General features: G+C 71.1%; 12 protein-coding genes and 2 pseudogenes. 9 read left to right on the top strand and 5 right to left on the bottom strand.

What is annotated here, in order from left to right; genetic code table 11:
• The first annotated feature begins 147 nt into the window (after positions 1–147).
• From ACFVHO_RS19035 to ACFVHO_RS19015, 5 genes are all read left to right on the top strand, one after another.
• Positions 148–1,233 (top strand): DUF5937 family protein, encoded by a 1,086-nt coding sequence (locus ACFVHO_RS19035; protein ID WP_385715554.1) that lies wholly within the window; start codon positions 148–150, stop codon positions 1,231–1,233.
• Between the two features lie 135 nt (positions 1,234–1,368).
• Complete coding sequence (locus tag ACFVHO_RS19030) at positions 1,369–2,832, top strand: FG-GAP-like repeat-containing protein (protein ID WP_385715551.1); 1,464 nt, start codon at positions 1,369–1,371, stop codon at positions 2,830–2,832.
• Between the two features lie 581 nt (positions 2,833–3,413).
• The gene (locus tag ACFVHO_RS19025) at positions 3,414–4,832 is read left to right on the top strand and encodes an MFS transporter (RefSeq protein ID WP_385715549.1); all 1,419 of its coding nucleotides are present in this window, start codon (positions 3,414–3,416) and stop codon (positions 4,830–4,832) included.
• Positions 4,833–4,865: 33 nt separating this feature from the next.
• On the top strand, positions 4,866–5,474 hold the full coding sequence (locus ACFVHO_RS19020; protein ID WP_385715547.1) for a cupin domain-containing protein: 609 nt from the start codon (positions 4,866–4,868) through the stop codon (positions 5,472–5,474).
• Complete coding sequence (locus ACFVHO_RS19015; protein ID WP_385715544.1) at positions 5,471–5,869, top strand: VOC family protein; 399 nt, start codon at positions 5,471–5,473, stop codon at positions 5,867–5,869. Before ACFVHO_RS19020 ends, ACFVHO_RS19015 begins: the two co-directional genes overlap by 4 nt.
• An 18-nt stretch (positions 5,870–5,887) precedes the next feature.
• Here the strand turns inward: ACFVHO_RS19015 and ACFVHO_RS19010 are convergent, their stop codons facing one another.
• The 3 genes from ACFVHO_RS19010 to ACFVHO_RS19000 all read right to left on the bottom strand — a co-directional run bounded on the left by ACFVHO_RS19010 (position 5,888) and on the right by ACFVHO_RS19000 (position 8,626).
• Positions 5,888–6,331 carry an SgcJ/EcaC family oxidoreductase gene (locus ACFVHO_RS19010; protein ID WP_385715541.1) on the bottom strand — a complete coding sequence of 148 codons (444 nt, stop codon included), beginning with the start codon at positions 6,329–6,331 and terminating at the stop codon, positions 5,888–5,890.
• A 104-nt stretch (positions 6,332–6,435) separates the two neighbouring features.
• The gene (locus ACFVHO_RS19005) at positions 6,436–7,653 is read right to left on the bottom strand and encodes a serine hydrolase domain-containing protein (protein ID WP_385715538.1); all 1,218 of its coding nucleotides are present in this window, start codon (positions 7,651–7,653) and stop codon (positions 6,436–6,438) included.
• A 208-nt stretch (positions 7,654–7,861) separates the two neighbouring features.
• Positions 7,862–8,626: a polysaccharide deacetylase family protein gene (locus ACFVHO_RS19000; protein ID WP_385715535.1), complete on the bottom strand. Its 765-nt coding sequence runs from the start codon at positions 8,624–8,626 to the stop codon at positions 7,862–7,864.
• Positions 8,627–8,915: 289 nt separating this feature from the next.
• On the opposite strand from ACFVHO_RS19000, the gene ACFVHO_RS18995 reads away from it, so the two are divergent.
• A complete protein-coding gene (locus ACFVHO_RS18995; protein WP_385715532.1) occupies positions 8,916–10,088 on the top strand; it encodes a phage tail sheath family protein in 1,173 nt (390 codons plus the stop codon).
• 18 nt (positions 10,089–10,106) lie between these two features.
• Here the strand turns inward: ACFVHO_RS18995 and ACFVHO_RS18990 are convergent, their stop codons facing one another.
• Positions 10,107–10,307 carry a DUF397 domain-containing protein gene (locus tag ACFVHO_RS18990; protein ID WP_385715530.1) on the bottom strand — a complete coding sequence of 67 codons (201 nt, stop codon included), beginning with the start codon at positions 10,305–10,307 and terminating at the stop codon, positions 10,107–10,109.
• Positions 10,304–10,935 (bottom strand): annotated as a pseudogene (locus ACFVHO_RS18985) (helix-turn-helix domain-containing protein). The gene ACFVHO_RS18990 and the pseudogene ACFVHO_RS18985 overlap by 4 nt, the downstream one beginning before the upstream one ends.
• Positions 10,936–11,261: 326 nt before the next feature.
• Here ACFVHO_RS18985 and ACFVHO_RS18980 point away from each other — a divergent pair.
• The 3 genes and pseudogenes from ACFVHO_RS18980 (at position 11,262) to ACFVHO_RS18970 (ending at position 13,031) form a co-directional block, all read left to right on the top strand.
• Positions 11,262–11,910: pseudogene (locus ACFVHO_RS18980) on the top strand (helix-turn-helix domain-containing protein).
• A 174-nt stretch (positions 11,911–12,084) separates the two neighbouring features.
• The gene (locus ACFVHO_RS18975; protein WP_385715580.1) at positions 12,085–12,627 is read left to right on the top strand and encodes a TetR/AcrR family transcriptional regulator; all 543 of its coding nucleotides are present in this window, start codon (positions 12,085–12,087) and stop codon (positions 12,625–12,627) included.
• Positions 12,624–13,031: a DUF6069 family protein gene (locus tag ACFVHO_RS18970; RefSeq protein ID WP_385715527.1), complete on the top strand. Its 408-nt coding sequence runs from the start codon at positions 12,624–12,626 to the stop codon at positions 13,029–13,031. The genes ACFVHO_RS18975 and ACFVHO_RS18970 overlap by 4 nt, the downstream gene beginning before the upstream one ends.
• Positions 13,032–13,087: the final 56 nt, after the last annotated feature.

The following is a 13,087-nucleotide window of genomic DNA, read 5'->3' as shown; positions in this document are numbered from 1 at the left end:
GGGCTAGATGATGTGCCGGTAAGTTTCAGCCCCTCCGGCGTTTGAGGAGCGGGGTCTGGGGCGGAGCCCCAGTTTCGGTGAAGGGGCGGGACTGGGGCGCCCCCGCGAGGCACCTCACCCCCGCCCCACGTCCTGAATGATGTCGGCATGACCCTCCGCATCGACATCAGCGGCCTCCCACCCGAGCGGCTCCGCTTCGCCGCCTCCCCGCTGGCCGAGCTGACCGCGATGCTGCACGTGCTCGCCGAGCCGGGACACCACCCGCACCTCGCCGACTGGGCCGCGGACGTGTGGGCGGGGCTGCCGTCGGAGCTGGCCGAGCGGTTGCGGGAGGCGGAGTTCCTGTGGCGGTCGTCGCAGGCCGACTTCCTGCTGCCGGCCCGGCCCCGGCCGACCCTCGCCGAGGAGTTGGACGACGTGGACCTGATCGACGACGAGGCGTACGTGACGGCCGCGCTCATCACGACGTGCGGCGGCAACCGGGCCCACTTCGTCGCGCCGTCCCCCCTCACCGACGCGTCCGCGCGCGAGCGCGCCCTGGACCTGGCGCAGGCACGCGGCCCCCGCCAGGAGGCGTTCGCGGAACGGCTGCTCGCGGACCCAGCCGCCGTACGGGCACGGGTGCGCCACACCCTCGAACAGTGCGCCGGGGCCTTCTTCGACGCGGCCTGGGCGGGCGCCGCCGTGCGCCTCGCCACCGACCTGCGCCTGAAGAACGACCTGCGGCGCCGCCAGGGCCTCGGCGCGGCCCTCGCGTCGGTGTCCGGCGCGGTCGCCCTCGCGCCGGACGGGGACTGCGTCGTCGTGGACAAGCTGCAGGACAAGGCGACGTCCGCCCACGGCACGGGCGTCACCTTCATCCCCAGCGTCTTCGGCCGCCCGCACCTGGTCGTGGTGCACGCGCCCGGGTGGCAGCCGGTGGTGCAGTACCCCGTGGCCGAGCCGGATCCGGCGGAGCCGGTGTCCCTGGAGACGGTCACCCTGCGCCTCGAAGCGCTCAACCACCCCGTACGGCTGCGGCTCCTGCGCACCCTGGCCCGCGGCCCGCACACCACCCGCGAGCTCGCCCACGCCTGGGAGCTCTCGCCCCCCGAGGTCTCCCGGCACCTCGCCGTGCTGCGCCGCGCGGGCCTGCTCACGCCCGAGCGGCACGGCCGTTACGTCCGTTACAGCCTCAATCTGCCCGACCTGACGACCCTGGGCAGCGACCTCCTGTCGGCCGTACTGCGCTGACCGACCCGGCCGACACCACTCCGTACACCCCGACTTCACCCCCGTACAACCGTCCCTTCGCCCCGCACGTCTCCTCAAGTGGCAGCCCCCGCGGCCCCCGTCCCCACAGAAGCCACCACCGCCACAGGAGGATCAGTGCGACGCTCCCTCAGGACAGCCCTCGCGATCACCGCGGCCACGGCGGCCGCCACGCTCGCCGTGCCCCTCGCGGCGAGCGGCACCGCGGCGGCCGCACCGGGCGCATCCGGCGCACCCGCCGCCCCCGTCCCGCCCCGCACCCCCCTCACCGACTTCAACCACGACGGCTACGCGGACCTCGCGATCTCCGCCCCGTACGCCACCCTCGGCGGCAAGACCAACGCCGGGTACGTCACCGTCGTCTACGGGTCCAAGGACGGCCCCGACCACGCGCGCCCGACCGTCATCGATCGCGGTACGGCCGGGGTGCCCGGCGAGATCACTCAGGACGGGAACTTCGGGTCGCAGGTGAGCGTCGGGGACCTGGACGGGGACGGGTTCAGCGATCTGGCCGTGGGCAGCGGGTACGGGGACGAGCTGCTCGTGCTGTGGGGATCGCGGGACGGGCTGAGCGGGGCGGGGGCCGCCGAACTGCCCGCCACCTCCGCCGGGTTCAGCACCGGGGACTTCAACGGCGACGGCCACCGCGACCTCGTCTCCCACGACTTCCCCGAGAACGAGGACGACCGGGCCGGGATGACCGTGTCGTACGGACCGTTCACGCGCGGCGGCAAGCCCGAGCGGCAGGAGGCCGTCTACACCGGCCAGACCTTCGGACCCATCGACCTGATCCCCGGCGACGTGACCGGCGACGGCGTCGACGACCTCGTCACCAGCCACGGCTTCGAGGAGTCCGCGTACCCGAGCCGGGTCTGGAAGGGTACGAAGGACGGGCTCAGCCAGGACACGAAGAAGCTCAAGTCGTCGCTGGGCGGGGCGATCGCCGACGTCGACGGGGACGGGTACGGGGACTTCGTCACCCGCGACAACGGCTCCAACAACGACGACAACGAAAGCGACAAGGGCACCGTCTGCGTCGACTACGGCAGCAAGGACGGGCCCGGTGCCGGGCGCACCGCGAAGATCACCCAGGACACGGCCGGGGTGCCCGGCGTCGGGGAGACCGGGGACCAGTTCGGGGCCGACATCAGTGCGGGGGACGTGAACGGGGACGGGTACGCCGACGTCGCTGTGGGCGTGCCGAACGAGGACATCGGCAGCGGCTCCGCGAAGGTCGCCGACGCCGGTGCCTTCGTCCTGCTCAAGGGGGCTCGGGCCGGGCTGAGCGGGGCCGGGGCGCAGGCCTTCGACCAGTCGAAGCCCGGGGTGCCGGGGGCCTCCGAGGCCAAGGACTGGTTCGGGCATCGGGTGCTGCTGTCCGACGTGGACGGGGACAAGAAGGCCGACCTGACCGTGGCCGCGCACGGGGAGGACGGGACGTACAAGGACTCCGGGGCTGCCTGGGTGTTCCCCGGGGCGCGGGGCGGGCTCACCACGACGGGGGTCGTGTCCTTCGGGCCCAAGGGGTTGGGGGCGCCGGAGCGGAACGCGACGTTCGGGCAGGACGTGGGGCGGCACTGAGGTTTCTGGCGGGGGCGCCCCAGGTTGTGCTCATGCCTCGGCTGCTCGAACTTGCCGGCACTTTGAGCCCGGCCGGGGGCGCCCCCGAATCGGCGCTCCGCGCCTCGTCCTCAAGCGCCGGACGGGCTTTCTCCCGCCCGCCCGCCCGTACTTGCACCGGCCTGGCCGACAGCCCGGCACCTTCGGCCCTGCGGGGTCGCCCCTGTATCGGCGCTTCGCGCCTCGTCCTCAAGCGCCGGACGGGCTTTCTCCCACCCGCCCGCCCCCACCTGTTCGTTCGGTCGGGCAGTCGGCACCTTCAGGGCCGTCCCGCAGCGCCTCTCCGGCCCGCCCGGGGACGTGGTTTTCAGCCCGTCCGGCGATTGAGGACGAGGCGCGGAGCGCCGATCGGGGGTGACCACGGCCACCCGAAGGGAACACCCACCCCCGGGGTCCAGGGGCGCAGCCCCGGTCTCGGAGAAGGGGCGGGATTGGGGAAAGCCCCGCAGGGCCTACCCGGCCAGACACCCCCCATCCCCGCCGATTGACGGTGTCCGTCAACCCACGGGCCGGTACCGGCACCCCACCGCACCGTTGCCCCCATGCCAACCACCACCAAGACCCGCCACCAAGCCCTGATCAGGGCCTCCGGCGGCCCCCGCTACGCCGTGGCCCTGGCCGTGGACTCCCTCGGCACCGGCCTCCTGCGCCCCTTCCTCCTGCTCTACGGAGTGACGGTCCTCGACCTGTCCGCCCCGGCCACCGGCATGGCCATGACGGCCGGCATCGTCGTGGGCCTCGGCTGCATGCCCGCGGTGGGCCACTGGCTGGACCGGGGCGCGCGCAGCGCGGTCGTGGCGGCGTCGATGCTGGTGCGGGCGGCGGGCGTGGTGCTGCTGCTCGCCACTCCGACGGGGCACGTCTGGCTGTTCGGGGCGGCGGCGCTCGTCCTGGGTGTCGGCAACCAGGCCTGGCCGGCGGCCCACGCGGCACTCGTGGCGACGGTGGCCCACGGCAGCGAACGGGACGCGGCGCTCGCGGCGGGCCGGGCGCTGCGCAACGCCGGGATGGGGGTGGGTGCGCTCGTCGCGACGGCGTGCCTGGCGGGCGGGGCGGGGGCGTTGCAGGTGCTGGCGGGGCTGACGGGGGCGGCGTACCTGTGCGCGGCGGGGCTGGCGTGGTCGGTACGGGTGGACGCGAGGGAGTCGACCGGGAACGCCGGAGGCGAGGCCAACGCCGGACGCGGAGGCCAGAGTTACGCGAACGCCGGAGGCGAGGCCAACGCCGGACGCGGAGGCCAGAGTTACGCGAACGCCGGACACGAGCCCAACGCCGGACGCGGAGGCCAGAGTTACGCGAACGCCGGACACGAGGCCAACGCCGGACGCGGAGGCCAGAGCCACGGCAACGTCCCACGCGAGGCCAACGCCCCCGCCCCCCGCCTGCGCAAGCTCCTCACCGCCAACATCATCTACGTCTTCTGCCTCAACGTCCCCGAAATCGCCCTCCCCTTGGTCCTGGTGACCCAACTGCACGCGTCCCCGGTCTGGTCGGCGATCATCTTCGTCGCCAACACGGTGCTGGTGGTCACCCTCCAGGTACCGGTCACCGTCCTGATGTCGCGCCGCTTCCCGAGGCGCACCGTCCTCGCCCTCGCCGGTGTCGTACTCACCGTCTCGTACGCCGGTTTCCTCGCGGCCACATCGCTGGGAGGCGGCTGGGGCGCCCCGGCCGTCGCGGCGGTGTCCGTGGTCTGCACGCTCGGCGAGATCGTCTACGCGGGCAGCGCCACCGCGCTCGTCACGGCGCTCGCCCCGCCCCACGCCCTGGGCCGCACCCTCGCCCGCTTCGAACTGTCCACGGGATTCGGCCTCGCGGTGTCCCCGGCGGCGATCACCGCGCTCGCCCCGTACGGCCCGACGGCGCTGTGGGGCAGCCTGGCGGGTGCGACGCTCGCGGCCGCGTCGGCGGTGGCGACGGATCCGAAATTGACCCATGATTCCGTTACGAAATTGAACTAAAGCCCAGGTCATTGGGCGCATAGAGTCATGGTCATGAACACGGACAAGAACGCGAACGAGACCACGAGCAACGCGGCGGCCAGCGCCACGACCAGCGGCAATGCCCTCCAGGCCGTCCTGACCCGCAGCGCGGAGGCCGAGACCTGTGCCGACCCGAGCAGCGTAATGACCCTGCTCGGCGAGTCGTCCGGCGCCGTGGGCTTCACGAGCTACCGGTCGACCTTCGCCACGGGCGCGGTGGGGGCGCCGTCGCACTTCCACACCAAGGCGACGGAGCTCTTCTTCGTCATCAGCGGCTCGCTCCAGGTCCTCGTGGACGAGGAGGTCAAGGTCCTGAACGCGGGCGACTTCCTGGCGGTGCCGCCGCACACCCCGCACGCCTTCGCCGCGGCCCCCGGCTGCGAGGCGGACGTCCTGTTCGTGTTCACGCCGGGCATGGACCGCTTCGACTACCTGCGCCTGCTCGGCAGGGTGCTGCGCGGCGAGGCGGACCCGAAGGAGATCGCGGAGTCGTCGGAGCGCTTCGACAACCACTACGTGGACAGCCCGGTGTGGCGGGAGGCCCTGGAGTCGGCGAAGGCGGAGGCCGCGAAGCCGGCGAACGCCAACTCCGAGGCCAAGAAGGCGGAGGCCGCGAAGTGATCGACTCCACGACCCACGTCCGCGTGGCCCGCCCGTCCCGTGACATCGCGGCCGCCGAACGCTTCTACGTGGACGGCCTCGGCCTCGACGTCCTGTGGCGGACCACCGAGCGCGTCCCGGGCAAGCACGACCTCATCATGGTCGGCCCGCGCGGCGGCGCCTGGCACTTCGAGCTGACGCACGACCCCGAGGCCCCCCTCGACCCGACGCCGACGGTGGACGACCTGTTCGTGGTGTACCTCGGGGCCCCCGTGGACGAGGAGTTGGTGACCCGCCTGACGACCAGGGGCGGAACGCGCGTCCCCGCACACAACCCTTACTGGGACGAGTACGGGGTGACGGTCGAGGACCCGGACGGCTACCGCCTGGTCCTGTGCGAACGCACGTGGGGCTAGGGCCTGTCCGGTTCCCCGCTACGGCGCGGTGACCGGCGTGTTCTGAGCCATGCGGATGCGCCACTGCCCAGTGGCGTCCCGCATCAGCGTCATCGAGAGGATGCCCTCCATGGGATCGCGGGACTGCTCCGCCTGCCCGTCCGCTCCGGCGGACCTCTGGCGAGCGTGAGCCACCGCGACCCCGGGGGTGAGGAAGGCGATGTTCTCGACGGTGTAGCGCACCGTGATGTCGGCCAGGGGGCCGCCTTCGGCGAAGACGAAGGACTGCGCCTGGTAGAGGCGTTCGGCGCCGCGCACGAGGGTGCCGCTGAAGTTGACGAAGACCGTGTCCGGCGAGAAGAGGGCGTTCATCGCCCTGGCGTCGTTCTCATTGAACGCGGCCTCGTAGCGTGCCACGACCTCGGCGATCTCTGCCTCGCCGCTTGAGGCACCGGTCTCTTCTTGCCCGTACATGGTCGTCATCGGAAACCCCTAACTATGTGCTCCGGACTGTGTGCTCCGGCTTCGAGATCAAGCCTCGTACCTCAAGCGAACTTGAGGTCAAGGGCGCCCCGGCGCAGGGGGTCTCAGCGGCACAGAGCGGTGTCGACGACCTTCTCCACGCGCTTCATCTCCGCCTCGCTCCCCGGCATCTTCGTCACCGCGACGTTGGCGGCGCGACCGTCCTTGGTGACGCCGCCCCGCGTCTCGTAGCCGTCGATGTCGCCGCCGTGGCCCCAGGAGACGCCGCCGCAGGACAGCGGCCTGCTGACGAGTCCGAGGCCGTAGCCGACGCCGGGGCCAAGGCGTTCGGCGGGGATGGTGGTGCGCATCTGGTCGAGCTGGGCCTTCGGCAGGAGGCGGCCGGAGAGCAGTGCGCCGAAGAACCGGTTGAGGTCGGCGTTGGTGGAGATCATCTGCCCCGCCGCCCAGCCCCAGGAGGGATCCATGGTGGTGAAGTCGCGCGGCGGCCCGCCCTGCGGGTCGGCGACGTAGCCCTTGGGGTGTCGTTCCCGGATGGTCTGGTCGCCGACGGTGGGGAAGTAGGTGTGGCGCAGCCCGACGCGCTGGACGACGCGCTTGTCGATCTCCTCGGCCAGGGGGCGTCCGGTCACCTTCTGGATGATGAGCCCGGCCAGGACGTAATTGGTGTTGTTGTACTCCCACTTCTTGCCGGGGGCGGAGTGGGCCTTGTGCTTCAGGGCGATGTCGAGGAGTTCGCGGGGTTCGAAGTACCGGTGCTGGATGGCCGGGAAGTCGAGGTGGTCGGTGTAGTTGGGCAGTCCGCTGGTGTGCTGGAGGAGTTGGCGGACGGTGATGCGGCGGCCGTCGATGCCGTCGCCGCGGACGAGGCCGGGCAGATAGGTGTCGACGGAGGCGTCGAGGCGGACCTTCTTCTCGGCGACCAGCTGGAGCACGACGACCGCGGTGAAGGTCTTGGTGTTGCTGCCGATGCGCACCTGCCCGTCCTTGGGCACCTTCGCACCGGTGGCCAGGTCGCCGACGCCCGCGGTGTAGCTGCGGGTGCGTCCTTCCTGGTCCTTCACGCTCGCCAGGGCACCGGGCGGACCGCCGTCGCGCACCAGCGAGTTCAGCCCCTTCTGCACGGCGTCGGGTCGGGCCGCGGTGGCCGCCGATGACGCGGATGCCGATGCCCCCGACGCCGCGGACGCCGCCGACGGGGCCAGGGTGCCGAGAGACACCACGCCGGCGGCCACGGCGGCCGCGGCCATCACGACGCGGCGTCGGCCGCCGCTCCGCTGCCGTCCGGAAGAGCGGAAGTTCTGTCCTGCCTGTTCGCGCACGAGTCATCCCCTGGGAAATCGCTGCCATATCGCCGGTAAGTGCTGATCCCAAGAATTTCCGGAAGCGATCGTTCGGGGCGATCCGGCTAGCTGCCGACTTGAGTTGGGGGCATCCCCAGGGACCAGGGTCCTGGGCCCTCCGCGGCGATACTGCCGGAGGTGTACGGGGCGTACGCCTCGGGGTGGAGCAGGGGGCGGAAGGCGAGCCTCAACGCACCGGGAACCCGAACGAGTAGCCCTGCTGCTTCAGCCAGGGCAGGAGCTGACGCAGGGCCTCGACGGTCTGGGCGCGCTCGCCGCCCGCGTCGTGGAACAGGATCGTCGGGCCGTTGGACACCTCGCGCTGGACGGTGGAGACGATGGCGTTCGTACCGGGGAGCTCGAAGTCCTTGCTGTCCACGTTCCAGCCGAGCGGGCGCATGCCCCGGGAGGCGGCGAGCTTGCGGCTGTCGGGCGTGAAGGCGCCGCCGGGTGCCCGGTAGTACATCGGCCGTACGCCGCCGGACGCCTTGGTGATCATGCGCTCGGCGTCGAGGATCTGCTTGGACCGGTAGGCCGCGGACTCCTTGTCCATGGCGGTGTTGTGCGACACCGAGTGGTCGCAGAGCCGGTGCCCCTCCGCGACGACCTTCTTCACGAGGTCGGGGTGGGCCTGCGCCTGCGTGCCGACCATGCAGAACGTGGCCTTCACCTTGTACTGCCGCAGCAGGTCCAGCATTTGCGGGGTCCACTTGGGGTCGGGGCCGTCGTCGATGGTGATGTTCACGCCGCGCTTGCCAGCGTCGGAGGCGTGCACGATGGTGTCGTCGACCGGCTTCACGGCACTCGGCGCGCCCGGCTTCTTCGGCGAAGGCTCGTCCGCGTCCCCGGCCTGCGCGGTCCACACCGACGCGCCGGTGGCGAGCATCATCACCCCGAGCGCGGCCCCGATGACCTTGCCGTACCAGCCCCGCCCACCGCTGTGCCGTGCCATGTCCGCCCCTTTGCGAAGTCCCTCAGTGCGCCCCGGCCGCTCCCCGGCCACCAGGCAGGATGAGGCGGATGGGCCGGGGGATCCGTCTGTTACGGATCACGGACAATTCCGGGGAAGTACGCGGACATCCGCCCGCGAACGGCGGCCGGAAGCGCGTGGGTTGGCTCGATCTCGCTTCGGCTTCGGCCCGGCTTCTCGTTCGAGGGAACTTCGCCGTGGGCGGGAGGTGGTGGGAGGGGCGCTGGGTAGGTCTCCCTGTCTTTGCTGGTCTGAGAGTGGGAGGGGAGCCATGTCTGAGAGGCCCGAGGAGACCGTGGAAGTGCAGGAGGCGTCGTCCGGCACGCGCGTCATGAGCGGTGCGCGCACGTCTGTCGCGGCGTTTCTCGCGCAGTCCGTCGACGCGGAGGAGGCGGGGGAGCCGTCGGCGCGGCGGATCAGGTCGTGGAAGGAGTTCCATGACTGCGCCGCGATCACCGGCGGTTCTCCGGACGGGGAGCGAGAGGCGTCGCGGGTCCGGGTGTCCGGGGCGCTCTGGGCCGCGGTGTATGGGTGGTTCGCCAACGGGGGCGGCGAGTGCTATCTGGCCCCTTTAGGTGGCAAGGGCGGGATCGCGGGTGCGCTCGAAGTCCTGGAGCGCGTCGAGGAGATCAGTATCGTCGTCGCCCCGGATCTGTGGAGCGAGGCCACGGCGGAGGACTCTCGTGCGGCGGCCGGTCTGATCGCGGACCATTGTCAGCGGACGGGTAACCGGGTCGCGGTCCTGCACGTGCCGGACGGGGCCCCGCTGGAGAGCGCCGCCGAGATGCTGGGAATCGATGCCGACGCGGCTCCGTATGTCACGGTCTACTACCCATGGATCAACGTCCTTGACGCGGACGGAGAGACGTCGGCGGTTCCTGCGACCGGGCACGTGGCCGGTGTTTGGGCGCGCGTGGACGCGCGTCGGGGCGTGCACAAGGCACCGGCGAACGAAGACCTTCGCGGTGTGGTCGGCCTGACCCGTGAGCTCGACGACCCCGAGCAGGAGGTCTTGAACGACCAAGGGGTGAACGCACTCAGGAAGTTCCCCGGCACGGCCCCCCTGGTCTGGGGTGCTCGCACGCTGGCCGCAGCCGATCCCTCCGACGTCGAGAATTCCTACCTCAACGTGCGGCGCACGGTGAACTTCATCAAGCAGTCCATCCTCCAGAGCACGCGGTGGGTGGTCTTCGAGCCGAACGACGACCGCCTCGGGACCTCCGTGACCGCCATGATCACCAGCTTTCTCACCGGGCTGTGGCGGCGCGGAATGCTGGTCGGGGCCAACACCGAGCAGGCGTTCTACGTGGTGTGCGACGAGTCCAACAACTCGGAGGAAGAGGTGTCGCAGGGCAAGCTGAACGTCGAAGTGGGCGTCGCCCTCGTCCGCCCGGCGGAGTTCATCACCTTCCGGGTCTCTCAGAGCGTCGATCAGAGCGACTGACACGACCGCCGCGCCGGGTCAGCACGTCGCCGCGAACCCGACGAAGTCCGCCCAGGCAGCTCCGGCGACGGTGAGGTGGGGGGCTGCCGTGTTTTTTGAGTCGCGTATGTGGACGGTGGTGTGGGTCGGGGCTATGGCTATCTCGACGCAGTCTGCGTCGTCGTTGCCGCTATGGCTGCTCTTGAACCACGTCAGTGCGGTGCGGGCGTCGGGGGTCATCTCTCTCCCAGTACTTTTTCGATGAAGGCCAGGGAACTCCGGGGCGTGAGAGCCTGCGCCCGGATCATGCCGTAGCGCATTTCCAGGGTCTGGACTTCCCGCGGGTCTGTGATCAGCCGCTCGTACAGCTGGCCTGCCGAGTGTCCCAACGCTGTGCCGTCCTGGAGCTTCAGTACTCGGAACGGGCCCATCATCCCCGCGTGGTCCTCCTGGTTCGTAGGCATCACCTGGATCTGGACATGCCGCAACTTGCCGACTTCCAACAGGTGTTCGAGCTGCTTCCGTAGGACCAGTTTGCCCCCGAGAGGACGCTTGAGCGTCGACTCTTCCTGGACGAAAGTGACCAGGGGCCTCGGTACGCGATCGAAGACGGACTTCCGCGCCATGCGTGCGGCAACGTGGCGCTCGATCTCATCCTCCGTGTACGAGGGCCGCCGCTACCTCGTCCGCGTTGTCGAGGAACTCCGGCTTGGGGATCCGCCGCCCCCGCTCCACCGACGACACCATCTCCTCTCCGTACCCGATGGCCGCGCCGAGTTCCGACCTGCGCATCCCCGCCGCCTCGCGCCACGCCTTGATCTGGCGGCCCACCGCCTTGAGCACCGCCAGCGGCTTCCTCGTCCTCCATGCGGTCCACCTCCCGCGCTGAGTGATCCCAACCCCGAAGTCACACCGAGTCGTGCCTCTCCGCGACCCGGACAGCTTCTGACCGGGTCGCGCGAATCCAGGACCCGGACAGTCCCGACGCCTCAAGAAAAAGACCGGGGAAATTACCTACCCAACCCCACCAGCCCCGTCGCTCACCCTCGCGAGTGAACATGGCCAACTCCGCTGGCATATACGGCAGTCGATGGTGCAGCGTCAGCGGCGACAACCCAAGACATGAAACGGCCCCCGCCGGGACGGCAATCCCAGTGCGAGGGCCTGTTCACCGAGGAAGCCGAGACCTTCCTGATGACTGCACGGCAGCCTAGCGCGCCCACGCGCGCGCAGTCCGGCCCTTCGGCCGGACGTTTCAGCGCCGGACTCCACCACGTCACCGAGCGCCACCCCGACCGCTTCACCGTGGTCGGAAACCACCTCGCCCAGCACCACGAGCTGTCCCTCACCGCCATCGGCCTGGCCGTCCACATCCAGTCGCTGCCCGCCGGATCGCGGATCGGGGTGAAGGTGCTTGCTCAGCGCTTCCCCGAGGGTGAGATGCGCATCGCCGCCGCCCTGCGGGAGTTGGAGGCCCACGGCTACCTCGCCCGCACCAAGGAGCGCCTCCCCTCCGGCCGCATCGTCACGCGCACGGTTTCGTACAACATGCCGCAGGTGTACGTCCGGTCACAGGCGGCGGTGCCAGTGCCGGTGCCGGTACCGCAGCCGACGCCAGCCGCGAGGCCAGCCGCGACACCTGCCCCCGAACCGGCACCCGGCCGCCCTCCTCGCGCACCGGCTCACGGAGCGGATGCCGCCACCCCTGCCCGAGGGGGCGGAGCCGCAGAGGGCGGTCGGCAGACCCCTGCCGATGCAGACCTGTGACGGGTGCGAACGGGCTTTCCGGGGGGAGCGGCCGGGGCGGTGCAGGGACTGCCGCCCGAGTCGAGCGGCGGCGTAGGCGCGACGGAGGGAACTAACGGAGTGAGTCGTCACTCATTGACGGAGTGAGTGCTCACTCCGTACTCTCGGAGTCATGACAGCACCCAAGGAGAACCAGACGGCCCAGGCGCCCCAGACGAACCAGACCGCCCGTCGCCGCGCCCCCGCCATGTCGCCGGAGCGGCGCCGCGAAATGATCATCCAGACCGCGATCCCGCTGATCGCCGAGTACGGCGCCGCCGTGACGACCGCGAAGGTCGCCCGCGCCGCGGGCATCGGGGAGGGCACGATCTTCCGGGTCTTCGCCGACAAGGACGAACTGCTGCAGGCCTGCGTGGCCGAGGCGCTCTCCCCCGAGCACGCGGTCCGCGAGCTCGACGCGATCGACGCGTCCCAGCCGCTGCCCGACCGGCTCGCGGAGGCGGCCGAGGCGCTGCAGGCGCACATGTCCAGGATGGGCGCGATCCTCGGCTCGCTGGGGCACGGCGGCGGCAAGCACCCCGGCACGGTGCGCGGCGCGGGCCGCGACGAGTCGATGACCCGTATCCGCGCGGCCCTCGTGGATCTGCTGGAACCCGACAAGGCCACGCTGCGCCGACCGCCGGAGCAGATCGCGGCCCTCTTCTTCGGGCAGCTCTTCACCCAGCCGCGTACGGACGACGAGCCCGACCTGACCCCGCAGGAACTGGTGGACGTCTTTCTGCACGGGGCGGTTTCGGGGGGCGGCGCCAAGTGAGCGTGCGGAGGAGGCGTCTGGGGGTCGCGGCCCTGGCCGTCCTGGCCCCCGTCCTGGTGTGGCTGGTCGCCGACCCGCTGCTGGGGCACCGGTCGCGGATCGCCGACGGCGGGGAAACGCTCGACATCGGGGCCGTGCCGGTCGCGGCTGTCGCACTGCTCGCGTCGCTCTCCGGCTGGGGACTGCTCGCCGCCCTGGAGCGGTTCACGGCTCGGCGCGCCCGCGCCCTCTGGACCTGGGCGGCCTGCGCCGGACTGGCCGTGTCCTTCCTGCCGTTCATCGGCGACGGAATGGACGGCGGCACCCGGGTGTCCCTCGCTCTGATGCACCTGGCCGTGGCGGCTGTGCTGATACCGGGGCTGCGCGGCAGCCCCTCCGACCCCGGAGTGCCAGACGTGGCGTGACGGACCCTCACGAGGGTGTACGATCAATACGTAACTTCGGTGCAGCGCACGGAAGT

It is taken from the genome of Streptomyces sp. NPDC127108 (genome assembly GCF_042677545.1).
Classification (GTDB): Bacteria; Actinomycetota; Actinomycetes; order Streptomycetales; family Streptomycetaceae; genus Streptomyces.
This window is presented reverse-complemented; position numbering and strand designations above follow the sequence as displayed.